23 protein-coding genes, 2 tRNA genes and 1 pseudogene are annotated in these 26,460 nt (G+C 39.3%); 14 read left to right on the top strand and 12 right to left on the bottom strand.

All coding sequences use genetic code 11. The features are described from left to right. Positions 1-9 precede the first annotated feature (9 nt). Positions 10-609, bottom strand: coding sequence for a thymidine kinase (locus tag ACSYSN_RS03050; RefSeq protein WP_491712706.1), 600 nt, complete (start codon positions 607-609; stop codon positions 10-12). Between the two features lie 147 nt (positions 610-756). On the opposite strand from ACSYSN_RS03050, the gene ACSYSN_RS03045 reads away from it, so the two are divergent. After that, the gene (locus ACSYSN_RS03045) at positions 757-2,109 is read left to right on the top strand and encodes a MurT ligase domain-containing protein (protein WP_491712705.1); all 1,353 of its coding nucleotides are present in this window, start codon (positions 757-759) and stop codon (positions 2,107-2,109) included. A 134-nt stretch (positions 2,110-2,243) separates the two neighbouring features. Here ACSYSN_RS03045 and ACSYSN_RS03040 read toward each other — a convergent pair whose 3' ends face one another. After that, a complete protein-coding gene (locus ACSYSN_RS03040) occupies positions 2,244-2,501 on the bottom strand; it encodes an ABC-2 family transporter protein (protein WP_491712704.1) in 258 nt (85 codons plus the stop codon). A 251-nt stretch (positions 2,502-2,752) separates the two neighbouring features. On the opposite strand from ACSYSN_RS03040, the gene ACSYSN_RS03035 reads away from it, so the two are divergent. The 4 genes and pseudogenes from ACSYSN_RS03035 to ACSYSN_RS03020 all read left to right on the top strand — a co-directional run bounded on the left by ACSYSN_RS03035 (position 2,753) and on the right by ACSYSN_RS03020 (position 6,383). Then, positions 2,753-3,373 (top strand): NUDIX hydrolase N-terminal domain-containing protein, encoded by a 621-nt coding sequence (locus tag ACSYSN_RS03035; protein WP_491712703.1) that lies wholly within the window; start codon positions 2,753-2,755, stop codon positions 3,371-3,373. Between the two features lie 405 nt (positions 3,374-3,778). Further along, positions 3,779-4,312, top strand: a pseudogene (locus tag ACSYSN_RS03030) (ClbS/DfsB family four-helix bundle protein). A gap of 150 nt (positions 4,313-4,462) precedes the next feature. After that, positions 4,463-4,801: a hypothetical protein gene (locus tag ACSYSN_RS03025; RefSeq protein WP_317638055.1), complete on the top strand. Its 339-nt coding sequence runs from the start codon at positions 4,463-4,465 to the stop codon at positions 4,799-4,801. Positions 4,802-5,552: 751 nt separating this feature from the next. Next, entirely contained in the window at positions 5,553-6,383 is an 831-nt protein-coding gene (locus ACSYSN_RS03020; RefSeq protein WP_491712702.1) for a hypothetical protein, read from the top strand. Between the two features lie 349 nt (positions 6,384-6,732). Here ACSYSN_RS03020 and ACSYSN_RS03015 read toward each other — a convergent pair whose 3' ends face one another. From ACSYSN_RS03015 to ACSYSN_RS03005, 3 genes are all read right to left on the bottom strand, one after another. After that, complete coding sequence (locus ACSYSN_RS03015) at positions 6,733-7,044, bottom strand: ArpU family phage packaging/lysis transcriptional regulator (protein ID WP_491712701.1); 312 nt, start codon at positions 7,042-7,044, stop codon at positions 6,733-6,735. A 495-nt stretch (positions 7,045-7,539) separates the two neighbouring features. After that, a tRNA-Gln gene (locus ACSYSN_RS03010) sits at positions 7,540-7,611 on the bottom strand. A gap of 10 nt (positions 7,612-7,621) precedes the next feature. Further along, positions 7,622-7,693 (bottom strand) — tRNA-Glu (locus tag ACSYSN_RS03005). A gap of 250 nt (positions 7,694-7,943) precedes the next feature. Here ACSYSN_RS03005 and ACSYSN_RS03000 point away from each other — a divergent pair. From ACSYSN_RS03000 to ACSYSN_RS02990, 3 genes are all read left to right on the top strand, one after another. Next, positions 7,944-8,387, top strand: a complete 444-nt coding sequence (locus ACSYSN_RS03000; protein WP_491712700.1) for a LytTR family DNA-binding domain-containing protein — start codon at positions 7,944-7,946, stop codon at positions 8,385-8,387. Continuing rightward, positions 8,384-8,839, top strand: a complete 456-nt coding sequence (locus ACSYSN_RS02995; protein WP_491712699.1) for a DUF3021 domain-containing protein — start codon at positions 8,384-8,386, stop codon at positions 8,837-8,839. Before ACSYSN_RS03000 ends, ACSYSN_RS02995 begins: the two co-directional genes overlap by 4 nt. 166 nt (positions 8,840-9,005) lie before the next feature. Next, complete coding sequence (locus tag ACSYSN_RS02990; RefSeq protein ID WP_491712698.1) at positions 9,006-10,016, top strand: serine hydrolase domain-containing protein; 1,011 nt, start codon at positions 9,006-9,008, stop codon at positions 10,014-10,016. Between the two features lie 27 nt (positions 10,017-10,043). Here the strand turns inward: ACSYSN_RS02990 and ACSYSN_RS02985 are convergent, their stop codons facing one another. The 5 genes from ACSYSN_RS02985 to ACSYSN_RS02965 form a co-directional block, all read right to left on the bottom strand. Then, positions 10,044-10,220 carry a hypothetical protein gene (locus ACSYSN_RS02985; RefSeq protein WP_317638043.1) on the bottom strand — a complete coding sequence of 59 codons (177 nt, stop codon included), beginning with the start codon at positions 10,218-10,220 and terminating at the stop codon, positions 10,044-10,046. A gap of 403 nt (positions 10,221-10,623) precedes the next feature. Next, positions 10,624-12,048 (bottom strand): glycoside hydrolase family 1 protein, encoded by a 1,425-nt coding sequence (locus ACSYSN_RS02980; protein WP_491712697.1) that lies wholly within the window; start codon positions 12,046-12,048, stop codon positions 10,624-10,626. A 2-nt stretch (positions 12,049-12,050) separates the two neighbouring features. Further along, on the bottom strand, positions 12,051-13,325 hold the full coding sequence (locus tag ACSYSN_RS02975; RefSeq protein ID WP_491712696.1) for a PTS sugar transporter subunit IIC: 1,275 nt from the start codon (positions 13,323-13,325) through the stop codon (positions 12,051-12,053). Between the two features lie 165 nt (positions 13,326-13,490). Next, entirely contained in the window at positions 13,491-13,784 is a 294-nt protein-coding gene (locus ACSYSN_RS02970) for a helix-turn-helix domain-containing protein (protein ID WP_491712695.1), read from the bottom strand. Positions 13,785-13,847: 63 nt separating this feature from the next. Next, a complete protein-coding gene (locus ACSYSN_RS02965) occupies positions 13,848-14,501 on the bottom strand; it encodes a cupin domain-containing protein (RefSeq protein ID WP_491712694.1) in 654 nt (217 codons plus the stop codon). A gap of 185 nt (positions 14,502-14,686) precedes the next feature. On the opposite strand from ACSYSN_RS02965, the gene ACSYSN_RS02960 reads away from it, so the two are divergent. The 3 genes from ACSYSN_RS02960 to pgmB are packed head-to-tail and all read left to right on the top strand — an operon-like array spanning position 14,687 to position 19,864. Continuing rightward, positions 14,687-16,390 (top strand): glycoside hydrolase family 3 protein, encoded by a 1,704-nt coding sequence (locus ACSYSN_RS02960; RefSeq protein WP_491712693.1) that lies wholly within the window; start codon positions 14,687-14,689, stop codon positions 16,388-16,390. Between the two features lie 17 nt (positions 16,391-16,407). Then, the gene (locus ACSYSN_RS02955) at positions 16,408-19,224 is read left to right on the top strand and encodes an alpha-L-rhamnosidase (RefSeq protein ID WP_491712887.1); all 2,817 of its coding nucleotides are present in this window, start codon (positions 16,408-16,410) and stop codon (positions 19,222-19,224) included. Beyond that, positions 19,205-19,864: a beta-phosphoglucomutase gene (gene pgmB / locus ACSYSN_RS02950; protein ID WP_491712692.1), complete on the top strand. Its 660-nt coding sequence runs from the start codon at positions 19,205-19,207 to the stop codon at positions 19,862-19,864. The genes ACSYSN_RS02955 and pgmB overlap by 20 nt, the downstream gene beginning before the upstream one ends. Positions 19,865-19,999: 135 nt before the next feature. On the opposite strand, the gene ACSYSN_RS02945 is transcribed toward pgmB, so the two are convergent. Both ACSYSN_RS02945 and ACSYSN_RS02940 read right to left on the bottom strand, forming a co-directional pair. Further along, the gene (locus tag ACSYSN_RS02945) at positions 20,000-21,349 is read right to left on the bottom strand and encodes a glucose-6-phosphate isomerase (protein ID WP_491712691.1); all 1,350 of its coding nucleotides are present in this window, start codon (positions 21,347-21,349) and stop codon (positions 20,000-20,002) included. A gap of 77 nt (positions 21,350-21,426) precedes the next feature. Next, on the bottom strand, positions 21,427-22,050 hold the full coding sequence (locus ACSYSN_RS02940; RefSeq protein ID WP_491712690.1) for a VanZ family protein: 624 nt from the start codon (positions 22,048-22,050) through the stop codon (positions 21,427-21,429). A 142-nt stretch (positions 22,051-22,192) separates the two neighbouring features. Here ACSYSN_RS02940 and ACSYSN_RS02935 point away from each other — a divergent pair, with 142 nt between their 5' ends. The 3 genes from ACSYSN_RS02935 (at position 22,193) to ACSYSN_RS02925 (ending at position 26,398) form a co-directional block, all read left to right on the top strand. After that, complete coding sequence (locus ACSYSN_RS02935) at positions 22,193-24,382, top strand: LTA synthase family protein (RefSeq protein ID WP_491712689.1); 2,190 nt, start codon at positions 22,193-22,195, stop codon at positions 24,380-24,382. A 45-nt stretch (positions 24,383-24,427) separates the two neighbouring features. Beyond that, positions 24,428-25,297, top strand: coding sequence for an SPFH domain-containing protein (locus tag ACSYSN_RS02930; protein ID WP_317638035.1), 870 nt, complete (start codon positions 24,428-24,430; stop codon positions 25,295-25,297). Between the two features lie 156 nt (positions 25,298-25,453). Then, positions 25,454-26,398 carry an SLAP domain-containing protein gene (locus ACSYSN_RS02925; RefSeq protein WP_491712688.1) on the top strand — a complete coding sequence of 315 codons (945 nt, stop codon included), beginning with the start codon at positions 25,454-25,456 and terminating at the stop codon, positions 26,396-26,398. The last annotated feature ends 62 nt before the right edge of the window (positions 26,399-26,460 follow it).

The raw sequence follows: 26,460 nt of genomic DNA, 5'->3' as shown, positions 1-26,460 counted from the left end.
CCTCTATAACTATCTTATTTGCTCTGGATGAAAGTAATGAAAACGACACACCGGGTGATAGCTCTCGTCGCCGCCAATTTTGACCTGGTCACCCTCATAGACTGGCAGGCCATTGTGAATACGCAGATTCATTGTGGCCTTGCGTCCGCAGTAGTGACAGATTGTTTTGATTTCCGTAATTTTATCAGCAAAAATCAATAGGTTCTTACTACCCTCAAACAAGTTGTTCTGAAAGTCGTTCTTCAAGCCAAAGGCCATTACCGGAATTCCTAATTCGTCGACAATTTTAGCACATTCCATCACGTGATGTCGCTCCAAAAATTGGGCTTCATCAACAAGGACGCAAGCAATTGGACCATCACCACGAGCCTGATCCTCGGCATTAATCTTTTTGATGTAAGCAAAGACGTCCATTTCAGCATCAATTGGGACAGCCTTACGTTCCATTCCGATTCTCGAAGCAATCGTACCAACCCCGTTGCGATTATCTACTCCACTCGTCAGCAGAGCAATTTTACGGCCTTGGGCCTCGTAATTATGTGCATCCTTTAAAATTTCAATGGTTTTGCCACTGCTCATTGCACCATAAAGAAAAAATAATTGTGCCATTTTTGCTCCTCTATTTTTAGTTAAAATTCATCTAACTAATCTAGTATAGATGAAAATCAAAATTCGTGCAGGCAAATGTCGCCAAAAACTCGTTTTCAGTTGGCGGCTATGCTATAGTTGTTAGTGATTTTAAAGCGAGGGATAAATATGAATCTAAAATCTAGAATCGCCAAATTTGCTGGTAAGTCGAGCTACTGGTTCCTTCACAATGTCCTTAAAGGAGGCACCAGCTTTCCCGGCAAGTTGGCCATGAAGTTTGACCCCGAAGTTTTGACTTCTTTAGCCAGCGGCTACGAAACCGTGATTGTAACTGGTACCAACGGTAAAACCATGACTACAGCACTGATTGTCGAGGCGCTCCGAGAGAAATACGGCGATGTCCTTACTAACCCGTCTGGCTCAAACATGGAACAAGGAATTGTTACGGCTTTTTTGGCCCATAAGGACAATGGTGCTGACCGACGTATTGCCGTTTTGGAAGTCGATGAAGCCAACGTGAAGCTGGTAACCAAGTTGCTTCAGCCGACTTGCTTCGTCCTCACTAATATTTTTCGTGACCAGATGGATCGCTACGGCGAAATCTACACCACTTATGAAAAAATCGTGGCCGGCATCAAGTTAGCACCCCAAGCTACGATTATTGCCAATGGCGACGCCAGTATTTTCTCTTCAGTTGAGTTACCTAACCCCAAACTTTTTTTCGGCTTCAACTTACCCAGTGACCAGCAGCAAAACGATACGACGGCCCCGGTTAACACAGATGGCATCCTCTGTCCGCGTTGTGACCACATTTTGCACTACCACGACCGTATTTATGCGAATCTTGGCGACTTCTTCTGTCCCAACTGTGGTTACCAGCGCCCTCAATTAACCTATTCGGTCAATCGAATTATCGAACAGAACCCCAACCGGTTACACTTTCAAATGGGGCTTAAAGACTACACTATTGACATTGGTGGTACTTACAATATCTATAATGCTCTAGCGGCTTATTCCGTTGCTCGCCACTTCGATTTAAGCGAAGATGAAATCGCCCGCTCCTTTTTCAGAAACAAACGCGTCTTCGGCCGGCAAGAGTTAATTACTTATGCAGGCAAGAAAATCGACTTAATTTTGGTAAAGAATCCGGTTGGATTGGATGAAGTCTTGCACATGTTGGACACAGAACAAGACAACTATTCGCTAGTGACCTTGCTTAACGCCAATCACGCCGATGGTATCGACACCTCCTGGATCTGGGATGGCCAATTTGAAGATTTAAACCATGATCAGATTAAGCACATCTTGGTCGGCGGTGAACGATCTAAAGACATGCATTTCCGGCTTGAAGTAGCCGGTTTTGAGCCGGATAATATGACTACTTGTAACAATTACGAAGAAGTAATTAATCAGCTAGCCAAGCTGCCTACCAAGAAAGTCTACATCCTATCAACCTATACCGCCCTCCTGGCCTTGCGCAAGGCCATGGCCGAGCAGAAGATTATCAGGGCGGGCATGTAAGCCATATAAAAAGCACAAGTTGCAAAAGCAGCTTGCGCTTTTTTAATTTCAAACTAAATTTCAGGTATCCAGATGCTAAATGGCCACTTACCCCGCAGGAATTTATGTTTTAGAGTGCTGGACCATTCTGATTGCTAGCGTCCTGCTCCATCATACTTGCTAATTCCCAATTTCCAAAAGAGCATATCAAGTAGAGCAAAAACCCCAGCTACTAAAAGCTGCACTATTAGGACAGCCATACTTTTATGCAATAAAACGACCGTAGCTGGTGTCGCCACCATTCCGAAAGGGAGCAAAAACAACTTGATGGCCGAACCTAAAGTGCTTTTGCGATCGACCACCTGGTATTCCTTTGTCAGTTGGTGAGCATTAATAATCTGCTTAGTCAACATTCCACCCACTTTTCTATTTCTAGATAGACAGCACGAAACAAAATACACCTTGTATAAAAATGTTGGTTACTGTTTATTTTATAACTTACTTACATTTAAGCTTAAATTAAGATTAAAGGCAAAGAAGCTAAAAGTTGTTATAGCTGAAATCATGTGATAGGCCAAGACTCAAGTGAAATCAAAAATATATTTACTTTTAATTTAAGCCAACATATAATATTGCTATCTGAAATATATTAGAGGTTTACATTATGAAAGAAAATGACAAACTAATCAAATGGGCCGTTGAGTTACAAAGTTTAGCTCAAATCGGGTTGACCTACAGTAAAGATAAATTCGACCAAGAACGATACCAACGAATTAGAGATATAGCTGCTGAAATGATAGCAGAAAAATCAAGTTTAAAAATTGAACAAGTCAAACAACTTTTTTGTAATGAAGTAGGATATCAAACTCCCAAAATTGCTACCCGAGCTGCAATTTTTACTAACAATAAGATATTATTAGTAAAAGAAAATGACGGAACTTGGTCCATTCCCGGCGGTTGGTGCGAAGTTAACTTATCAGTCGCAGAAAATTGCATTAAAGAAACTAAGGAAGAAGCTGGTATTGATATTACGGTTGAAAATGTAATAGCCATTCATGATTTAGCAAAACACAGTACGGTAGCGTATCCTTACGGAGTTTGTGAAATTTTCTTTCTGTGTAAGGCAATCGGCGGTCACTTTACCAAGAACAACGAAACTACTCAAAGTTCTTATTTTTCATTTGATAATCTCCCTAATTTAAGTAGTGACAAAGGTTCTGAAGAACAGGTTCGAATGTGTTTTGATGCATACTCCAGCACCAATTGGAAAACTGTCTTTGAATAAGAGAGTATCTTTAATTTCAACGAAATAAATTTATTTTTTCAGATTTTTTGTAAAAGTTAAGCCAGCACTCCTCAAAATTTAAAAACGTTAAGAGATGGTCAATTTGTTAATATCCCGCAGCTCACCAATGTCACCGCAAGTTTGCTCCAAAACGCACTGACTCCGCTAGCTATTAGGCGGGAGTGTCCTGTTGGTGGCAGCAAAACTGCCATCTATTACTTGATCCCAAATTTGTGACTCTGTATTTGAAAAACAATCATATCATTAAAATAATGTGTTGTTACATTCATTTTCGAATTTTAGTAATGTTTTGATCTTCAGTAGCTAGCAGATTTTCAAAAAGCTCTTTCTTCCGGTATACTAAACTTGTTTTAGTAATACCATTAATTAAAAGGAGATCTGAATATGACCAGACCCACCAATAAGACCGAGTTAATCGATGCGAGCAATACTGCTTATCAAAAACTGCTTGCTTTAATTAGTTCGTTACCTGAAGATGCCCGTGAAGCTGATTTTACTTTCGATACTAGTAACCTGAAGGAGGCACATTGGCAACGTGACCATAATGTACGTGATGTATTGGCTCACCTGTATGAATGGCAAAATTTGCTACTGAATTGGATTAATAATAACCAAGCCGGCAAAGAGCAATCTTTTTAGCCAGCTGGATACAATTAGCGCAACTATGGCGATCTGAACAACAAATTTCAGGAAAAGCACCAGTCCACTAATTTAGCAGAAATAGAAGAACTGTTGCATAAGAGTCACGAGCAAGTAATGCAATTACTGGCCTCCTTTACCAATGACGAACTTTTTACCAAGAAGACTTTTTCGTGGACTGGCAATAATGCTCTTGGATTATACTTCATTTCTAATACTTCAAGCCACTATGAATGGGCCTTAAAGAAATTACGTAAACATAAGCGATCATTAAAATAACAAACTCCCCAATAATACTGTTCTGTGGCAAAATATTTAACTTTATTTTTCGTTTGCAATGGCAAATACCCTCAATCAAACTTGTTTCCAGGCTGTGCTAATTGAGCTATGATAGTAAATTATAATTACTATTACAGAAAGGGATAAATTATGGAAATTGGTCCATTGTCTGAATGGGTAACAGCATTTGCCGAAATAGCCGCTGTTTGTATTGCCCTGTTCTTACCTGCTTACGAAAAAAGCAAGGAAAAACGCAAAAAAAGACGAAATTTCAAAACCATTGCTAAACTTCTAATAAAAAAGGCCTTAGCAGATCAAAACACTAGCAGCTTGGAAACATTTTTAAATATTGGTTACACTCTAAGCGACAGTGGCGATGAACAAGTATATTCCGTAGCACGTCAAGCGCTCGAAATCTTGCAGGATAATAGCCTGCCGCAAGCCCAAAAAGAAGCAGAAATCTCGCAGCTGCTTAAGTATTTGAAATAGTTCTTAGCCATTCAGGTTAAAGATGCAAAATGGCCTTATTACAAAAAGGGTCCTGACTTCAACTAATCGGAGTTAGGACCCTTTTTGATGATTGGATATTGGACGTGTTTCAGAACTTAACAGCATCGACGATATTTACTTCAGCTTTTGCAGTACCCGCTTAGAGAAGCAGTTATTGTTATAACTCATTTCTCAGTTTAATTAATATTCAAGTAACTAAGAACTAGCTTTCTAGCTACTAACCCAACAGATATAGTAACTTCTGCAGTTAACACAACTAGAGCTAATTCTGGATTTGTAGAACGTGCTAATAATCTAGCACAGACTAGTGCAAACCCAAATTTCTTGATTTGTCCTTTTATAATTACTTTAATAAATAATTCACTAGCGATATTATCACAATTATACCTTAATATAAAAATCACTTATATATAATAAACATAATCTGTACCCTAAAAAACCAACTTTGGCTATCAGAAACCAGCAGTTTTCAAATCTGATTTTCGATAATGCGAGCTCAGTTTTCCAGTTTTTCTAAAAACTGGAAAATAGATCAATATTGTAAGCTCTTAAAATAAAATCACCTGCTTTTTAGGTAGTTAAACTATGCTTAACCAATCTACCTACAGATTTATTTTTTTACCACAGCATTTGTAAATTGGTTACTATACCGGCTTTATTATTTGCTTTCCTAAATATCTATCAAAATATCACTTTTATTAATGTATAATTAATTTTGAGGTGATTAAAATTGAACAATGATGAATACGAAACAACTATCAAAATTTTTTTCATTACTTTAAGTAGTAATGAAGATAACCAAAAAGAATTTTCAACTTTTTTAAGGAATAATAATAGTGTGCTAACAAGTCACCACGCTTTTATGTACAGTAAGGAAAAGCAGGGTTTTGATTCTACATACACTAATTTAGAACAATATTTTTACAAAAAAGATGCAGGAGATGACTTAAACAGTCCATTTACTGAAAAAATGAATTTTATTAAAAATAATTATCAAGACTTATTTTACGAATTAGAAATGTATACTGATCTAATCCGTTCGAATAATTATATCGACAGGATCAACTATCTTGATGGTAGAAAAGTAGAACTGTTTACGCAACAAAAAGAATTAGAAGAAAAACAATCTTCATTATCTGATGATATCAGTACTCAAGAGAATAAAATTTACGGTCAAAAGATCATAATTGAGGATCAACAACATGATTTACAAAAAACCACCAATAAAATAAATAGCATCTATACTGAATTCATTACAATTCTAGGTATTTTCATGGCTATCACATTTGTTATCTTTGGTGGGATGAATTTACTTACTGATTTATTCAAAAATATCGGTAGTACACCAACTTCATTAGGACAAACTTTAATTCTTGTCGCCGTATTTGGATTAATGATGTGGGGCATTATTGAACTATTGTTTTACTGGATTTTAAAAATTAAAGGAGTAACAGATAGCACGAAAGATAAGCACAAACATTGGTTTAATTGGATTGCCTTAGTTGTTTTAGCAGCAATATTATTTTTTGGAGTATCGTTGTTTACCCATGTACTAAAATAGTGAGATATTTTAAAAATGTGTGCAGTGCTAAAACAGACTATGATTACCACTTTGGCCTTTTTTGTTAAATAAAAGTCCTAGTATTTGCTAGGATACAACCGTAGTTATAACTATACTTGTTCTAAATCGTTCAGACCGATTTAGAACCTAAGAAAACCTGAACATTTTTCCTTAAGGTAGTCGTAAAACACGACACCTCACTTTTGGGGTGGTTAAGTCGTGGTTCGTTAAGTAATATATACCTGAGGTCGTAAAATGCGACCTCTATTTTATTTTACTAACTTAATATATGGTTCTAGTCCTATTTCTTTCTGGTATGCGTCAAAGTTTTCCATGAATTCATTTAAAGCTATTTGTTTAACTCATAGTATCGTGATTTACTGATGCCCATTTCTTCCATAATGGTTTTATTTAAATGACGCAGTAGATAACTATCAGTTAGTATCTTTCGTGATTTATCAGAGCACTCTTGAATGGCTTTACCAACGCACCAGGTAACATTTTCAGCAAAGGTTATTTCTTTAGATGCTATCGTTTTATCAAGCGTGGTTAGGTGGTCGACTTTATCAGCTGCTAAGTCTCTTCTATGCCTACCAGAATGTGCTACTAGACTATTCAAATCCTGTTTAAAAAATACTTTTAGATTTTCTGTAACTTCCACGGAATGACCTCCAGCGTTGCTCTATTTTGCCTTCTAAGCGTTTTAATTTATTTATACATAACTATGCCTAAAAGGCAAAGCCAACGCTAAGATATGCTAATGTACTTGGTACAAATCAAATAAAAATCAACTATATAGGGATGCGCTAAGTTATCTGTGCATCCCTTTTTGGTATTTTTTGGATGCCTATATTCTTGAACGTAAAATTTTGCACCGATTTAACTATTTTAAACGAAAAAAGAAAGCCCAAAATGGACTTTCTGAGGTAATTAAACTATAAACTATTAAAGCTATGAACACCTGGTATTATAACACTTTTCAGTGGCTAGCTATACCAATTTTAGGATATTTTGATTAATCCACCACTGCCAAAAATTTTGCACCGAATTTTGCACCGATTAGGCTAATTTCAGTTAGTTTCAGAAAATCAGAAAAAATAAAAATGCCTTAGTATCAACGTTTGAAGCTAGTTGAAACTAAGACAAATCACAAAAATTGGGATATCCGGGCTCGAACCGAAACATGCAGGAACCAGAAACCTGTGCCTTACCATTTGGCTATATCCCAGTGTTAAAAATCACCCGTACGAGAATTGAACTCGTAACTCCACCTTGAGAGGGTGGCGTCTTAACCATTTGACCAACGGGCAAAATCAACAGTAATTATTATGCTAGACTACATCATGATTGTCAAGCAATTTCTTCTAAATGAAAGTTATACTGTCTGCTCTCCACTAACTGCTTTGGCAAAGAGTATTATAGCATGCCAGCTATTTTAAACGCAATACTAATGGTCGCTCTGCTTACCACTTATGCCTACAAATCAACCGATTATCCGTAAGCAATTGCCAGGACTTGGCAGTTTTTGTTATCTTAGGCTTCAAGAAAGGAAGTTACCATATGCTAGTAAACCAAACAGCAATTGCTGATCTAAAGGAGCTTTTTATTACCGTCAACACACCCCAGATTGATGCGGATAGCACCAACCTGCGTAATAACCTGGATCGGTTCTTGAATGACCAAGCCATTACCGGTTACCGCGCAGGTCGTAAAAAAATTATTCCCTATTTTGAAATCATTTCAATTCATACTGAAAACAAGGCAGTTGTTTGCGAAACCATAGATGGGCTCTACCAGCTCAAAAAAAGACTTTATGAAATCAGAGAACTTTTACCCTACCGCCTATTTGTCCAAATTTCTAGTTCTGAAATCTTGAATTTTAGTTGCATTCAGGAATTTGTTCTTACCCGTAACGGGATCTACCAAGTTATCCTCAAAAATGGCAAAACAACCTATACCTCGCGTCGCTACATGCAAGCAATCAAAAAGGAGTACTTATCATGAAAAATATAAAAGAAATTTTAATGCGTTCACTTTGGTGCGCTCCAATCGGAGTAACTATCGGCTTATTATTAGCGCTTATATATTGTTTTTCCAACCACTCGAACCAATTCTTGCCCTCTAGCCCAAACTTTGTCAGTCAATTTGCCAATCCCGTGCAGGCAACGCTAGCAGCCATGAGCTTATGGGCGCTAATCGGAGCAATGTACGGTGGCAGCAGCGTCATTTTTAATCAAGAAAAGTGGAGTATAACTCGACAAAATGTTACCCATTTTTTAATTACCTATATCATGTTCACACCACTTGCCATACTTGCGGGTTGGGTTCCTTGCAATATTAAAATTCTTTTGTGCTTTACCTTTAATTATGCCATAATTTATTTAATTATTTGGACTAGTTTTATGATTTTTGCCCGTAAGACAATCGACCAGGTAAATAAAAAAATCTCTAAATAATTGCTTTAAACGATTAAATGCGCTAAGTTACAGACTAACTAGCGCATTTTTTATTTTTAAAAAATACTTTTATCGTTAAAAGCTCTATTATGCCGTAAATCCGTAAAATTCTGCGCTAATTAGTTATAATATACAGTAACGGAACAAATTATATTAAGGATATTTTATGATTGATTATTCAAGCACCCAAAACTTAATTGAGTCTCTGGTCACCGAACGTATCGTGCCTGGCGTGAATTACGCCTTTATCAACAATCAGCAGGTTTTTACTTCCACGGTTGGCTTTGCCAGTACTTATCCCAACGTGACCCAACTCAGTCCTTTTGCCGAATATGATTTAGCCAGTCTAACCAAAGTTCTGGTTACGGAAAATATTTTGCTCAAACTCTACCAGGAAGATCGGCTCAACTTTACTGAACCGCTTCATGACTTTATCCCCGAATTCAAAGACGAAAGAGTTCGCCTCTTTCATCTAATGACTCATACTTCCGGTATTCGCGGCTGGATCGACCATCGTGACCAATTAACCCACGACGAGTTGCTTAATGCGATCATTCACCTACCGGTAACAGAAGAATTTGAACAGCGCGTCCGCTACGCCGACACCAACTTTATTTTGCTGGGTCTGGTTATCAAGGCCATTTATGGTCAGTCCGTGCAAAAAGTCGGTATGCAAGAGATTATCAACCCAATGGGACTTAAAAACACTACTTTTACCCCTGAAAAAACCGACTGTGTACCCACAGTCATGTTTCAAAACAGTAGCCTGCAGGGTGTTCCGCATGACCCCAAGGCGCGGCAACTAGGTAGTGACTGTGGTTCTGCTGGTCTCTTTGCTTCCATGAATGATCTGATTACAATTTCTAAGGGATACCTGGGACTGGACGACCAGATTCTGCCTTTCAGCCAAGAGGTGGTCAGCCTATTGTTTGACAATAAAAATCCAACCGGTCTTCGGCCGCGCTCTTGGGGGTGGGACCTGTGCTTTGATCCCGAGCTGCACTATCCCCTAATTCTACACACCGGATATACAGGCGTCCTACTCTTATTAGACCGTGTCAAAAAGACAGGACTAATTTTATTAACCAACCGGGTTCACCCCACCGGCCACAACCAGATTTTTTTAGCGGTTCGCGAAAAAATCATCCAAAGCTTCATTACAGAAAATAAGCACTAAAAAAGCAGCTTCAGCTGAAACTGCTTTTTAACATTTCTTACTGCCAGGCATAAAGTGGTAAACCAAATCAACTACGGCTTGGGCTAGCATCCCACCAGCCATCCAGTACATTCCCATCATCATATTGCCCGTAAAAGTATAATAAGCGGTAATCGCATAAACAATTACCCATAAAACTTTGAGATAAATATTATCACACATCATTGCTAAAACCTCCTTTGAGATACCCTAATTATACCGGATTCACGGACAAAATCTACCCCCTTGGGCGTTATTTAAATGTCTAAAAAGATTATTCTAGCAACCCGCTGTTATAAATGTTATTGTTGCAAAATGTTTACAATCGTAAGCATTAATAAACTTTTTTAATTTGCTTTAGCTAAAAGTATCGATTCACTAACCAATTGCTGGTTATGTAATTTAATCCCATCATCAGTCACACAAAAAGCTGTAAACTATTAAATTTACAGCTCTTTAGATACTTAGATAAAATACAGCCTACTAGTTTGCTATCTACTCATCAACTGATTGGCTTGAGCCGGGAGCTTAGTTCTAGCCATCATTTAGGTCGATATATCAATCTTAGCCAAGCCTATTTTCGGTCCTTTTACTTTGCTTCGTTAATATTTAACTCAACGACATTCTTAGCGTTGGTCTTGATTACCTTTTGGTAAAAGTAAAAACTGTCCTTTGGATATCTTGCCAGATCTTTTTCCGACTCGTTGTCGCGATCAACGAAAACTAAGCCATAGCGCTTATCCATGCCATCATTAACACTTAATAAATCCAGGAAGGACCAAGGGTTAAAGGATATTACGTTGACCCCATCTCTTATCGCTTCCCGCAATTCAAAAATATGTCCATTCAAGTACTTAATTCGCTTTTGATCATGAACTGCCCCATTATCCAGTTCTTCCCGCTCAGGCCAGCCGCATTCGGTAATGATGATTGGGATGTTAGGATAACGATCATTAACCTTTTGCAATGCAAACCGTAAGCCTACCGGATCGTACGAAAAATCCCACTCAGAGTTCATCAACCGCTTATCCCTTACCTTCTCAACGTTTGAAATTACACCAGCAAGCATTTTGGGATTTTCTTGGTAACTAAGTTTGAAAACCGAAGTTGAATACCAGTTTAGTCCAAGAAAGTTGGCCCGCCCGTTTTGCAATATTTCTTCGTCACCATCGTGAATATCTAAAACTAATTTATTATCTTTTAAGTAGCGCAGGTAATAAGACGGTAATTCACCTCTCAAGGCTACATCCATGTCAATAAAAGAAATCAAATCTTCCATCGACTTGCTCTTTAAGGCATTGGCTGATGTATGGTCATAAGGGAAATTCGTCATATACGAAACTGCTGGCCCAATTTTTGCTTCAGGAAACAGCTCATGGCATAGCGCATAAACCTTTGCTTGTGCCAAAAACATGTTGTAATTAGAATTTTCACCTTTTTGCCGCAACTTGAGCATATTATCATCTTTAATTCCGTTCATCGCTGGTACATTTGCCAGTAAAGATTGCTCATTGATCGTTAACCAGTAATTTACCCGATCACCATACAATTCGAACAGGGTTTTGGCATAGCGATAATAGTCCGTTATTGCTCGGCGGCTAGCCCAGCCGCCATACTGTTCGACTAAGGCTACGGGACAGTCAAAATGAAATAGTGTAACGATGGGCTCAATCTTATTTTTCACTAACAACTTGATTAATTTGTCATAAAAATCAACCCCCTTTTGATTGGGCTTTTCATCATTTCCATGAGGAAAAATACGGGCCCAAGAAATTGAAAAACGGTAACTTTTTAGGCCGAGTTCAGCCATTAACGCAACATCTTCTTCAAGGTGATGATAGTGGTCAACTGAAATTGAAGTATCAAGATATTTACCTTTTTTAGAACGTTGATCCGCCACGGTAATACCCTTACCATCAATTTTGGCGGCACCTTCGACCTGAAAGGCAGAAGTACTCGCCCCCCACAAAAAGTCTTGGGGAAAGTCATCTGCAAGCTGATAATAATTACTCATCCTTATTTATTTTCCTCCTCAAAAGCTTGATTGTCAGCTACTCTAAAGAAGGGCAGATAAACAACAACCATTAATGCAAAGTTAATCAACCATACAACTGCACCCTGCCAGCCCATAATCATTGCATCAGAAATTAACTTAGGCATTGTCCACGGCATCCCCATGCCCAGGCTTGGATTGTAATTGGTTATAAAACCAACTTTAACTGCCAGCAAAGCTACCCCGCCAGAAATAAAGCTGGACAGAATAAATGGGATAAACATCAGTGGATTTAACACAATTGGCATTCCAAAAATAATTGGTTCATTGATATTAAAAATGTTAGGTAAAGCTGATACCTTGAAGAATTCTTTGTACCGCTTTGATTTTCCAAAAAGTAATGCAATTAACACTAAACTAAGGGTGGCACCTGCGGCATCATTATTTGAAAAGGCAAACACTACTAGATTGCTTAAATAAGGAATCGTTTTACCAGCCTGATATGCAGGCGTACTGCCCACCATCATTGAGATAACAATTGGAATAATCACAGATTGAATTGCCGCTGGATGAATACCAAACGTAAACAATAGATTTGACAAAACCATAATGAGAATTAAGGTAATCGGCGAACCACCAACGTGCAGCAGTGGACTTGTAATTAACTTATTAATAAAGTCAAAGACACTATCAAATGGTGAAAAATCAAAAATCACTCTAACAATAAAAACTGCTATAAAGATAATGATCCCAATAATCAGAGGTTCGAGTGAAGAACTGACCATGCTTGGTACCGAATCTGGTAACTTAATCGTCAATTTCTTATTTCTACTTAATTTCACGTAAAATACGCCAATTAAAACAGAAAGTAAAATTGCAACAATAATCCCTTCACTACCTAGATAAGTAATTTGAAAAGCGTTCACTGGCTTTTTTCCCGGAACAACTTGTGGCATCAAAATAAAAAAACTGGCTAAACTGAATAAACCAGCAATGGCACCATTGGCCTTAGCCTTTTGCGCATAGTTATAGGCAATTGAAAAGGCAATAAAAACCGCCAAAATGTTCATCGTACCATTGACAATAGCTGTCATCGAACTTGTCACGCCAATCTTTGCAAACCAATCAGCCACTGGCTTAATCGGAAAACTAGCAAAAATCGAGAAAATTGAGGCGCCAATTGTGACTGGCAGCGTCATTACCATTCCAGCCGAAATGCTTTGGAGGACCTTGTTTTGCCCTAATTTGTTTGAAAATGGGACTAGGTATTTTTCTAGCCATTTTTGGAATTTTTTCACTTTCGTTTCTCCTTAATACTTTTATTCGCTTTCATTTTCAAATAAAGTATATTAGTCAGATCCCAAGATAACCATATTCAAAAAGCAGACAAATTATATTCATTTCCCAGTTTTCTTTTAAGCAACTACCGCAAAATCGGGCTGACAAATAAGTTGTCAGTCCGCTTAATCGTTTTCTTGACGATATTGCGCCGGCGATATTCCAACATATTTTTTGAAGATCTTATAAAAGTAAGAAGGATTCTCATAACCAACGCGATTGGCTATTCGCTCAATTGGCGCTGTAGTATAGGTCAGATATTCAGCCGCAACATTGATGCGCTGCAAGTGCACCAACTGAATAAAGGTCTTGCCCGTGTGCTTTTTAAGATAATCTGATAAGTAATTCGGGTTGAAGCCAAAATGGGTAGCCATTTTTTGTAGGGTAATATTACTGTAGTGTTTTTCAATATATAACAAAAGTGATAATAAATTGTTATGCTTTTTTTGATAATCTTTTACTTTAATTTCTGCCTTAGCAGCTTAGCGAATTAAGCGCGAAAAAAGTGTCAGCATCTCGAGCCGAATCAGTTGATCGGATTGTACATCAGGATGGTAGTACTCTGCTATCAGATCATAAACCAGCTGTCTGATTTTAGCATCATGGTTAATCTCAAATAAGCTGTAACGCCCCTCCCCATATTCTTCATCTGACAAAAGAGAAAAGAGTATGTTAGAAATATTGGAACCTTTTTCTTTGCGATTTAAATAGTCGAGTTCATTTAACGAAAATGCTGAACTTCTTAGGGCAATGTTGACCACAACACTATTTTTGTCAATTGGCTGAACCTTATGAATCGTCCTATTACCCATGAAGATTAAGTCATCCTTTTTAACCGTGACTTCCGAATGTTCTAAAACCACTGTGCAATCTTTTACCAATGGAATCATAATTTCTACATAATCATGTGTGTGAAAAGGTATGAAAGATTCAGTGGGTTGAACCGCAATTGAGATCGAACTGCTATTAAGGATTAAGTGGTCAGAATACGTGTCAAAGAAGCGGTAGACCGGTTCATCGCCAATTCTGCCTACCTGTTCAGTCAGATTACCATTCTTTTCAACCGCTGCTAACACGTCTGCCCAGTCTTTGGGAGAATTGTTTTTTCGCAGTAATCGTAAAATTTGCTCTTTCAACTGTTCTTGCCGCCTTCCTTAGTCTCTAATAATTTACATCAACATTTGCCCTGCAGTAACTTCATTGTATAAAAAACTGTGAAATCAACACAACTTATATGGCTTTTAGCAATAGCAAGAATGGGGGTACTAGCATAAAATAAAGCTAAACTTTAATTTATATTTATATCAGATGGAGGAAAAATATGACAGATCTATCTAGGAAGCCGTACAACTTATCTGCTTCTCAAATCGACTTTGTTAATAGAAAAGTCGCGGGTATGTCAACTAATGAAAAAATTGGTCAACTCTTCTTTGTCATTGGGCAAGTTGGAGAAAGCAATGAATTACAAAAATTTGTTGAAACTTATCAACCAGGCGGCATTATGTATCGTCCAGATGACGCCCAAAAACTGCAACATGCCATCATGACTTCACAAAAGTCTAGTACCACCCCTCTTTTTATCGCAGCCAATTTAGAAGCCGGCGGTAATGGCTTAGTTAATGGCGGTACCTGGTTTGGCCGGCCTTTACAAGTTGCTGCCACCGCTAATACGGAAAATGCTTATAATCTCGGTGAAGTCTCTGGTTATGAAGCAAAGCAAGTTGGTTGCAATATGTCCTTTGCGCCAATTGTTGATCTTGATCAAAACTTCCACAATCCAATCATGAATGTCCGGACTTTTGGTAGTGACCAAGAGCAGGTCAGCAGCATGGCAGACGCTCAGATTGCCGGTCTTAAGGCCAATCAGATAATTCCGGTAGCCAAGCATTTTCCGGGGGACGGAGTAGATGAACGCGACCAACATCTAGTAAGTTCAATCAACTCACTTTCGACCACTGCATGGCTGGAATCATACGGGCAAATCTACCGTCATCTAATTGAAAACGGCCTTCCCAGCATTATGATTGGGCACATTATGCAACCAGCATGGGAACGCAAATTGCAAGCCGGGATCAGCGACCAAGACTTACGCCCCGCTTCTACTTCTAAACTCTTAATTGATGGTCTACTTCGGCAAACTTTAAACTTCAACGGCTTGGCCATTACTGATGCTACTCCAATGATTGGTTATAATGCCATCTTGCCTCGCGCAGAGGCCCTGCCCGCAACCATCAATGCTGGAATAGATATGATTCTTTTTAATAAGGACATTGACGAAGATTATCAATATATTACTGATGCTGTTGAGCGCGGTATCATCACAATGAAGCGCGTTGACGAAGCCGTAACTAGAATTATTGCCACTAAAGTTGCGCAAGGAGTTATGGATACTAACAACCAACTTTGTGAGCCGGCGGAAAACAGAATTGACCTACAACTAACTAAACACCAGGAACTTGCTGCTAAAGTGGCTAAAGAAGCCGTAACTTTGGTAAAGGACCGAGACCAACTCCTACCCCTTACGCCCCAAAAATATCCCCGGGTCCGTTTGGTTGTTTTAGGTGACACGGACGATGGTGGCTTTAAGGAAGGCGGTCAGGTAACAGCTAAATTCAAGCAAAAACTTGCAGAAAAAGGTTTTCTAGTCACTGTTTTTGAGCAAAAAAACTTAGACTTCAAGGAAGTTTTTGCTGGCGGAATTCGATATGAGCAAGACCGCTTCGATTTAGCTCTCTATGTTGCCAACGTGGAGACCGCTAGCAACCAAACTACCACTAGACTGAACTGGGTGCACTTGATGGCTGCGGATGCACCTTGGTTTATGAGGGATATTCCCACCGTTTTTGTTTCAACTTGCAACCCATATCACTTGTTTGATGTCCCAATGGTTTCGACTTATATCAATGCCTACACCGGAAATGATGTAACCATCGATGCCCTTATTAAAAAGATGATGGGACAAGAAGAATTTGTCGGCAAAAATCCCGTGGATCCTTTTTGTGGCAGCTTTGATACCCATTTGTAGAGGAGACTACAACAATGATTGCAATTAATCAGCTGGCAATTAACCACTTAACCGAGCCCCTAGGCTATCAGTTAGATGATCACCTACATGTCACCTTCGACGTAAGTAGTTCAGAGCCACCACAAGATGCCCAGAAAAAAATCACTGTGACCGCCGATACCGTTGTTTACGAATCTGCTTGGGAAAAATATAGCAACAATTTTTTTGATTTTGAAATTAAACTAATTCCGCGCACGCGGTACGCAGTGACTGTTTCAATCAAAAATGCAGCTACTGAAAGAAGTAAGACCAGTTTTTTTGAAACGGGCAAAATGGACGAACCCTTTACCGCAAGCTGGATTGGTAATCCTGATCATCACCTGCAAAACACCCTTCTTAAAAAAGAATTCCGCTTGCATAAAAAAGTAGCACAGGCACGACTTTACATGACTGGCTTAGGAGTCTATGAAACTTACTTAAACAGCAAGAAAATCAGTGCAGAAGTACTGGCTCCTGGCATTACGGCCTATGATCAGTTAACGCAAGTCCAAACCTACGATGTAACCAACTTTCTGCACCCAGCTACCAACCAAGAACTGTTAATTTCCTTGGGTGATGGCTGGTATAAAGGCAATTTCGGTTTTGAGGGCGGCCAGGAAAATATTTATGGTAACCGTCAAATGGCACTAGCTGAACTTCATCTTCACTACACTGATGGTTCAGAAGAAATCATCGTAAGCGATGATTCTTGGTTAACCACCGCTGGAAAAATTACTCATTCAGCAATATATTATGGCGAAGATTACGACGATTCTAGCGAACCTGCTAATTGGCAACCCGCTATTAAACTTGATTATTCCAAAAGTATTTTGCAAGATCGGCTAAGCTTGCCACTTGAAGTTAAAGAATATCTGCCTGTTAAAAAAATTATTTATACCCCTGCAGGCGAAACCGTTTTAGACTTTGGACAAAATCATGCTGGTTGGCCTGAACTGTTCAACCAAGAGCCAGCCGGTACAACCATCAAACTACAAGTAGGCGAAATTTTACAAAATGGCAATTTTTACCGGGATAACTTAAGGGCAGCCAGAGCTGCTTTTCATTATACTTCCGGCGGAAAGTCCAAGTGGGTACAGCCCCACTTCACTTACTTTGGCTACCGTTACGTTAAGGTAACTGGTAACACCAAGCCACTAAATAAAAGGGACTTTAGAGCAGCCGTTATTTACTCTGATATGGCAGTAACTGGTAGCATTAAGACTGATAATGAGAAGGTTAACCGCCTCTTACAAAATATCGTCTGGGGACAAAAGAGCAACTTTTTTGATATTCCTACCGACTGTCCCCAACGAGATGAACGGTTAGGCTGGTCTGGCGATGCTGCTGTTTTTGTCGGGACCGCTGTCCTAAATATGGACTGTTATGCTTTCTTTAAAAAATACGCTCAAGATATGAAAATTGAACAGGAGACGCACCAAGGCATGTTGCCCATGTATGCCCCTGCATTTGGCAATGATAGTGGTGGTGCCGCAATTTGGGGTGATGCCGCTACCATTATTCCGTGGACAGTTTACCAGGCCTATAATGATCCAGCTATTTTACGGCAAAATTATTCAAACATGAAGGCCTGGGTCAATTGGATTAGCCAAGCAAGCTCAACCAGGGACTTGTGGACTGGTTGCTTTCAATTTGGCGACTGGCTCTCCTTAGATGGCGAAAATCCCGCCATTCCAACAGGAAAAACGGATGAAGACTTTATTGCTTCGGTTTACTATTATTATTCTAGTTTGATTGTCGCGCGAGCTGCAAAAGTTCTTGGATTCCAAAATGAGGCCCAGCATTATTCTGACCAAGCCCAGAGAGTTAAAGAAGCAATTGCTAATGAATACATCACAACTACTGGGCGGCTAGCTGTTGATACCCAGACTGCTTATGCACTTGCCTTACACTTCAACCTCGTTTCAAAAAAACATAAAAATCGTGTTGTCAAGGATCTGGTTAACCGCCTTCTCAAGGACAATAACCACTTAAAGACCGGTTTTGTCGGCACCCCTATAATTTGTCAAGTTCTTTCAAAAAATGGCGAGCACAAGCTAGCTATGCAAATTTTCTTGAACGAAGATTTTCCTAGTTGGCTTTATGCTGTTGATCTTGGCGCAACAACTATTTGGGAACGTTGGAATTCTGTCTTGCCGGACGGTTCAATGAATCCTGAGGGAATGAATTCATTGAACCACTACTCCATAGGAGCCGTTATGCAATGGGTCTACCAGCAAGTTTTGGGGTTAGCCGCCCAAAAGAATGGCTACCAACAAGTAACTTTTGCCCCGCAATTTGACTACCGCCTTAAACACGTCCAGGGACACTATAAAAGCTCATACGGTAACTTAGAAGTCGATTATCGGCTGGAAACAGATAAAAACCACACCATCAAAATAGAATTAAATATCCCCTTTGGCCAGGAAGTGACTGTTAAACTACCACGTGTTGCTAACACAGTAGTAGTTAATGGGGCTGCCAAAAGCTTGCCCTTAAAACTAGTAAGTGGACGCTACACTATTACTTACCGTCCACATACCAGCTACCTTGAATACTACAATTTAGCTATGTCAGTCAACCAGATAATGGCTGACCAAGAATTAGTGACTAAATTACAAGCAATTAGCGGCGTCTTTACCTTTTTAAAGCGTCCCGAAAACCTAAAGACTTTCGGATCGAACTCATTACTTGAATTAAATGAAACATTGCCGTTTATCAATATTTCTGCTGAAGAATTTGCTGAAATTAAATCAATTATGGCTAAAACACCATTAGCTAGTGAAAGGAAATTTTTACATGAAAGGCGTACTTTTTGATCTTGATGGCGTTATTGCAGATACGTCGGTATACCATTTTCAGGCTTGGCGCAAATTGATCGAGGATCATTTTAACCGCGAATTACCTGATGAACTGGAAAAACAAACCAAGGGAGTGAGTCGCACCGATTCATTAACTGCCATTTTAAATTATTTAAACATTATAGTTACCGAAACAGAATTTCAAGAAATGACTGAAGAAAAAAATATAGTCTTTCGTGAACTGTTAACTAGTCTCACTCCTGAAAATATCTTACCGGGAATAACGGCTTTGATTGCAGCTTTTCAAGCACATAATGTTAAACTTTCCTTGGCTTCGGCAAGCTTGAATGGGCCCTTCATTCTCACAAAATTACAACTTACCAATGCGTTTGATGCCATCGTTGATCCCGCCCAGGTGGCAGCTGGCAAACCAGCTCCAGATATCTTTCTTGCGGCTGCCAAAGCAATTAACTTAAACACTCGTGATTGTGTTGGGATTGAAGACTCAATTGCAGGCATTAGGGCAATCAATCGTGCCGGGGCCTTCTCTGTTGGAGTTGGCTCTCAGTCAGAACTGGGCCAAGCTGGTTTACTCTTCCCTCAAACTTCTGCTTTGAATTACCAACAAATTGAGCAAGCCTGGGAAAGATTTAGCTAGTATGTTCGCATAAAATCCCAATTAAACAAGAACAAAGTTAGAAAAAACATTTAAAACAAAAAGGTTAAAAAATACGCTGTTTAGACAGTGATTTTTTAACCTTTTTAAGTTTTTGGATTTTATTTGGTCTATTACTTAGTTTGATTCATTGAAGCGCGCAGTTAAATCATCATGGAGCTCTTCAAAGCCAGGCTTGTTAAGCAAGCCAAACATGTTGCGCTTATATTCTTCAACTCCCGGTTGGTTGAATGGGTTAATGCCATTCAAGTAACCAGAAATCGCAATTGCTAGTTCGAAGAAGTAAATGAGGTAGCCCAAAGTATGTTCTGTTTGGTCTGGAATGTTGACCGTCATCACGGGCACACCACCATCAGTATGGGCCAAAACAACCCCTTCATATGCTCGGTCATTAACATAGTTCAGGCTCTTACCAGCTAGGAAGTTCAATTGGTCCAGATCGCGATCATCAGCTGGAATCTTAACATCATTTGCCGGATTTTCTACCCGAATTACTGTTTCAAAGAGGTTACGCATCCCTTCTTGAATATACTGCCCAAGTGAATGCAAGTCAGTTGAAAAATTGGCACTGGCTGGCCAGATACCTTTATTATCTTTGCCTTCTGACTCACCCATCAATTGCTTGCACCACTCGCTAAACATTCTCAGCGTTGGTTCATAATTTTCAACAATTTCTGTAGTATAACCCTTGCGGTAAAGAATGTTGCGCAAGGCGGCGTATTGATAGGGACTTGCCTGCTGTAAGTCAGTGTCGCGATAATCATTCCGTGCATCGGCAGCACCCTTCATCAATGCATCAATATCAGCACCAGCTGCTGCGATCGGTAAAAGGCCAACAGCAGACAAGACACTGTAGCGTCCACCGATGTCATCTGGAACAACAAATTCTTCATAACCTTCAGCATCGGCCTCAGTTTTCAAAGCACCTTTAGCCCGGTCAGTAGTGGCAAAAATCCGCCGCTGCGCTTCTTCCTTACCGTATTTGGCGATTAGCTTGGCCTTAAATACGCGGAAGGCAACAGCTGGTTCAGTTGTCGTTCCTGACTTGGAAATAACATTGATACTAAAGTCCTTGTCACCAAGCCATTCAATTAGGTCATGCAGGTAAGAACCAGAAAGTGAATTCCCGCAGAAAACAACTGTCGGATATTTTTCTTTAGCCTTGCCATAAAAGGCACTGTTCAGAAACTCAATCGCTGCTTGAGCACCCAAGTATGATCCACCAATACCGATACAAACCAATACTTCTGAGTTACTCTGAATCTTCTTAGCCGCTTCCTTGATGCGGGCAAACTCGCCTTGGTCATGGTCTACCGGCAGGTCAACCCAACCCAAAAAGTCGCTACCGGCGCCTGAACCTTCTCTTAGCTCTTGGTCTGCCGCATTAACCATCGCTTGCATTTCGCTTAGTTCATTTTTTTGAACAAACGGCGTTAATTTGCTGGCATCAAATTTGATTAAACTCATGAATACACTCCCTATTGAATTAAATATTCTTTTCACAAGAATATTTTAGCAATCTTATTTTACAAATACCAGTGCTTTTACCTAGTTTGCAGTTTTTGTCTAATTCGCCAACAAAGTAGATAAAGCAAGTACCCTAAAGCTGCCCCGCAAAGGTTAAAGAAGACGTCATCAATATCGCTGATCCCAGTTCCCAATAAAAATTGCAGCCCTTCAACCAAGACTGAAAAGATGATACCAGCTATTACCACACGGGCAAAGGATTGCTTTTTGGAAAAAACAACTGGCGCCAAAAATCCAAATGGAATAAAGCAAACTACATTGCCAAAAGAGTTATAAATGAAGTCAAGTCGGCTTTGAGCATAGAACATTTTCCAGGTTTCCCGTAAAAAAACCAGGTTAATATCACTAAGCGGGCGGTGCCAGTTAAAGCTGAGCGCCCAAGGAAAATAGGCATTGCGAAAAGTCGTCAGCATCAATACCAAGAGCACATAAAAAGCAAACAACCAGACCATGGCCTCAGACCTGATAGTTCGCCGCCGTCTAACTAGGAGTAACCAAAATAAGCGTAACACCATAAAAACCAAAAAGTAGAAAATGGTTTTATCCAGTGCTAGCATAATCATCTTAATCAATGCGAAGTGGTTTACTTCAGTTGCATAGTGCTGCGCCAGCGAATTATACAGCGGTCCTAAAAATATCATGTCTTATTCAATTCCTAAAATATTGTTCACCTAAATTATACCCAATCTAGGCCGATTATTTCTTAAAAAACGACTAACAATCCAGAAAAGATTGTCTAAAGTTATCTAAACTTTTAAAATAATAAAATAAGGAGCGTTCACGTTGAAAAATAAACTACTTAACTTTATTCAAACTCGTACTGGCTTTTTTAGTCTGTTAATCTTTTTATTCGCGGTTAAATATATCTTTGCCATGTATCACGACTTTAGTCTGGGGCTTACTGATCCCTACCAGCACTTCATTATGTGGATTAGCCCTTTCGGCAGTGCAATCTTATTGTTTAGCATTGGCTTTTATTTTTCTAAACCACTGGTATCTTACTGTGTGATGCTGTTCATGGATTTTGCCAATACTGGCTTACTCTTTGCTAATATCTTATATTACCGCCAGTTCTCTGACTTCATCACCGTCAAAACAATTGTCAATACCGGCAAGGTGGCTCCTGGTCTCGGTAAAAGTGCAGTGGCAATGCTGCATCCTTCAGACCTGCTGATTTGGCTAGATTTGATTATCATCATTGCCTTGCTAATTGCCCGTAAAATTAAAATTGCCCAAAAATCATACGGTTTGCTGATCTCCTTTGCGATTACTTCGGTTGGTGCTTTTGTTCTGGTGGCAAATATTTTTCTGGCCGAAACCTCCCGGCCCCGTCTTCTGGGCACTACCTTTGATCGTTCATATATCGTCAAATACCTGGGAATTGATACTTACACCGTTTACGACGGCATTAAGAACGAACAAACAGAGCAAGTCAACCGTAACGCCAATACCGCTGACTTGAACAAAATCCTGTCCTACACCAAACAGAATAAGCTACCCAAAAACAGTACCTACTATGGTGTCGCCAAGGGTAAAAATGTGATTGTCATTCACTTGGAAAGCTTTCAGCAATTTTTGCTTAACTTAAAGGTAAATGGTAAGGAAGTCACTCCTTTTTTAAATTCCATCTACCACAACCAACATACCCTCAGCTTTGACAACTTCTACCACCAGGTTGGTATTGGTCGGACTAGTGATGCCGAGAATATGCTTGAAACAGCAACTTACGGCATTTCTGATGGCTCTTTGTTTACTGCACTCGGTGGCAGTAATACCTTTCAGGCAGCCCCACAAATTTTGCGGGAACATGGAAAATATACTTCAGCGGTTTTCCATGGCAACGTTGGTTCCTTCTGGAACCGTGACGATGTATACAAGAATATGGGCTATAACTACTTTTTTGACCAAAATTACTTTAGTCATGACAAGAGCGATCGTATCGGCTACGGCGTTAAAGACAAGTTGATGTTTGCAGAAAGTATCAAGTACTTAGAGAGAATGCAGCAGCCGTTCTACACCAAGTTCATCACCCTAACTAACCATACCCCCTTCGAAATGGATGATGAAGACTTAGATCACAATTTCAAAACTACTGAAACAAGTGATAAGTCAATCAATAATTACTTTGAAACTGCCCACTATCTCGACCAGGCAATTCAAGAGTTTTTTACTTATCTCAAAAAGTCGGGCTTAATCAAAAACACCATGGTGGTAATCTACGGTGACCACTATGGTTTAACTAATTCTGAAAATGAAACTCTCGCCCCAATCGTTGGCGAAAGTTCCGATACTTGGAACAATTACAATAATGTCCAAATGCAACGCGTCCCCTTCATGATCTATTCACCTGATTTAAAGGGCGGGATTAGGCATGAAGTAGCTGGCGAAATTGATGTTCTCCCGACCCTGCTCCACTTGCTAGGTATCTCTAACCGTAACTATATTCAGTTTGGCAGCGACCTGCTCTCACCTGCCTACAAGCCCTGGGTGGTCTTCCGTAATGGCACGATTGTCAGCCAAAAATACATCATAATTGGTGGCAAAGGACAAAAAGGCGTGGTCTATGACCGACAAAGTGGCAAAGAAATTGTCAACTTTACTCGGCAAGAAGAAATTGAAATTGCCCAACTGGCTAAAGCAGGCAAAAAATCACTCAAGTACTCCGATTTACTCAATAATCACAACTTACTCCGCTTTTACACTCCCACTGGATTCAAACCCGTTGACCCCGACCAGTTTGACTATCTGACCAACTTTCAGCAAATGGAAGGAATCCGCGACCAGCTACAGGCTAAGTCGACTGCTTTGATTTCTAAATACCACAAGTCAACGACCGGCCTTTACAAGACTGATGCACCCGAGCTTAACGGGCGCCATGAAGAAATCACTGATATTCCCGAATCTGTTTCTGGAAATCATTTAATCGAAAAGAAAAATAAATCTGGAAAAAATAATAAAAAGGCATATAATTAGAAAATAATCTATCATTATAAAAGTATTAATCATGGAGGTCTAACCTTGCTTGTCTTTTTAATCATTGCTTTACTTGTTATTATTTTCTTATTATCAGGGTGTCGGGTAGTGCCGCAAAATAATGAGGGCTTAATTGAAACCTTGGGCAAATATTCTAAAACTGTCAAAGCCGGTCTAGTCTTTATTATTCCGGTAATTCAAAAAATGCGTCGCGTTTCTTTGGCCATGTTTCCTGCTGAAATTTCCAAATATTCAATTATCACCAAGGATAACGCTGAAATAACTACGAGTCTGACGTTAAACTACTTAGTAACTGACTCTTACAAGTATTTTTACAACAACACGGATTCCGTTAAGTCGATGGTCGAGTTAATCAGAGGGCACTTGCGCGACATTATTGGCCGCATGGACCTGAACGATGCCTTAGGCTCAACCAGCAGTATCAACACGCAGCTAGCCGATGCCATTGGTGACTTAACCGATGTCTACGGTATTCGGGTAGTCCGGGTCAACATCGACGAATTACTGCCAAGTGCCGAAATCCAACGAGCAATGGATAAGCAGCTGACTGCTGACCGAGAAAAAATTGCGGCCATCGAAAAGGCTGAGGGTGAGGCTAAGAACATCGAGCTAACCACTAAAGCTAAGAACGATGCCTTGATTGCTACCGCTAAAGCTAAGGCTGCGGCAGTTAAAACTGAAGCAGATGCAGAAGCATACCGAATCAACCAACTGCAAGCCAGTCTGGCAACAGCAAGTGACGGTTACTTCAAAAATCAAAGTCTTGACAGTTTTAACAAACTGGCTGAGGGTCCCAACAACTTAATCGTGACAAGTAAGGACGATATGACCAACCTTGCTGCAATTCCTACCACTGCCAAAATTTGGCACAAGGCGACAAAGGATAGTGATTAACTAGCAAAAAGCACTTCTGCGGAAGTGCTTTTTTGTTTACATTAGTATAAAAATTATAGTAGCAATTGAAAGTAATTAGACATTAAGAAAAATAACTACTAAAATTAGATGTTAACATACATAGTTATTAATGTTTTAAGATATATGAGGTATATCATGAAGAAGACTAAAAAAATACTTATTAGTTTAGCGGCTGAATTATTGGCAACAACATCTGTAGCTACTTTAGTAACCAACACAAATCAAGTTCACGCAGTAGAGACCACAGAGAAAACTCCAAATGCCACAGAAGGCATGTTAACGTTAAATCACAAAACCCGTGTTTATAACAAGAAGGGCAAAAAAAGATATACTTATCTTGGCGGTAACGGTTTACTTAAGAATGGCTCAGAAGTTAAGTATGTTGGAACAGTTGAAGGAATAGATAATTCAGATGTTAAGCGCTATTCATTTCATGATACTGATTGGGCTTGGTTTTATTTACCGTATAAGACGATTAAAGGTCAACAGTATTACAATATTGGACATGGTGGATATATTAAGGCTATGAATGTTCAGTCGATTAATGGTAATTGGCTTTATACCAATCAAACTAAGATAACCACAAAAGCTTGGTCTAGGTCTGGAAAAATCCCACTTTATAATGGTCATGGACAATTACTACCTAAGACTTTAAAGAGTGGCCAGAAACTAATCCTTGATATGACTACTACTAGAGGTGAATTTGGGGTAGACCTTGGTACGCCTCCTGGTGTGCGCAACTTATATCGGATAAAAGATACAGATGAATTTATTTGCGATTATGATATTAAGAACAGCGTGAGACAACAAATGCCCTTTTACAGCATCTTTACTCAAGTGTATTTTATAAAAGATGCACCATATTATGATGAGAACGGTCAAGATGAAAATGGCCCGAAGATGACTCATTTTGGTCAAAAGGGAGATATGATAAGAATAGTAAAAGCCGTGAGAATAACTAGTCTTGATAACAATAAGGAAGAACTATTTTATCAAGTTATAAATGGTGGTGGTGATTTTGTAAAAGCATCAGATGTAAAATACCTTGCAGGCCCACAAATACCAGTTCCTAATAAGTAAATTTAATAGTTAAAGATTAAATGAAAAGCAAGAAATTTTGAAATTTCTTGCTTTTTTATGTA

Source organism: Lactobacillus sp. ESL1191 (assembly GCF_058504435.1).
The sequence above is the reverse complement of the archived record's forward strand: the minus strand, read 5'-3'. Positions and strand labels throughout refer to the sequence as shown.

What these genes read in the sequence shown, in the direction of transcription:
- ACSYSN_RS02980 (WP_491712697.1), bottom strand. Translation starts at nt 12,048, where the DNA reads ATGAGTAATTATTATCAGCTTGCAGATGACTTTCCCCAAGACTTTTTG.
- ACSYSN_RS02960 (WP_491712693.1), top strand. Translation starts at nt 14,687, where the DNA reads ATGACAGATCTATCTAGGAAGCCGTACAACTTATCTGCTTCTCAAATC.
- ACSYSN_RS02940 (WP_491712690.1), bottom strand. Translation starts at nt 22,050, where the DNA reads ATGATATTTTTAGGACCGCTGTATAATTCGCTGGCGCAGCACTATGCA.
- ACSYSN_RS03045 (WP_491712705.1), top strand. Translation starts at nt 757, where the DNA reads ATGAATCTAAAATCTAGAATCGCCAAATTTGCTGGTAAGTCGAGCTAC.
- ACSYSN_RS02945 (WP_491712691.1), bottom strand. Translation starts at nt 21,349, where the DNA reads ATGAGTTTAATCAAATTTGATGCCAGCAAATTAACGCCGTTTGTTCAA.
- ACSYSN_RS02985 (WP_317638043.1), bottom strand. Translation starts at nt 10,220, where the DNA reads ATGATGTGTGATAATATTTATCTCAAAGTTTTATGGGTAATTGTTTAT.
- ACSYSN_RS02925 (WP_491712688.1), top strand. Translation starts at nt 25,454, where the DNA reads ATGAAGAAGACTAAAAAAATACTTATTAGTTTAGCGGCTGAATTATTG.
- ACSYSN_RS03035 (WP_491712703.1), top strand. Translation starts at nt 2,753, where the DNA reads ATGAAAGAAAATGACAAACTAATCAAATGGGCCGTTGAGTTACAAAGT.
- ACSYSN_RS02995 (WP_491712699.1), top strand. Translation starts at nt 8,384, where the DNA reads ATGAAAAATATAAAAGAAATTTTAATGCGTTCACTTTGGTGCGCTCCA.
- ACSYSN_RS03050 (WP_491712706.1), bottom strand. Translation starts at nt 609, where the DNA reads ATGGCACAATTATTTTTTCTTTATGGTGCAATGAGCAGTGGCAAAACC.
- ACSYSN_RS03040 (WP_491712704.1), bottom strand. Translation starts at nt 2,501, where the DNA reads ATGTTGACTAAGCAGATTATTAATGCTCACCAACTGACAAAGGAATAC.
- ACSYSN_RS03000 (WP_491712700.1), top strand. Translation starts at nt 7,944, where the DNA reads ATGCTAGTAAACCAAACAGCAATTGCTGATCTAAAGGAGCTTTTTATT.
- ACSYSN_RS02990 (WP_491712698.1), top strand. Translation starts at nt 9,006, where the DNA reads ATGATTGATTATTCAAGCACCCAAAACTTAATTGAGTCTCTGGTCACC.
- pgmB (WP_491712692.1), top strand. Translation starts at nt 19,205, where the DNA reads ATGAAAGGCGTACTTTTTGATCTTGATGGCGTTATTGCAGATACGTCG.
- ACSYSN_RS03025 (WP_317638055.1), top strand. Translation starts at nt 4,463, where the DNA reads ATGGAAATTGGTCCATTGTCTGAATGGGTAACAGCATTTGCCGAAATA.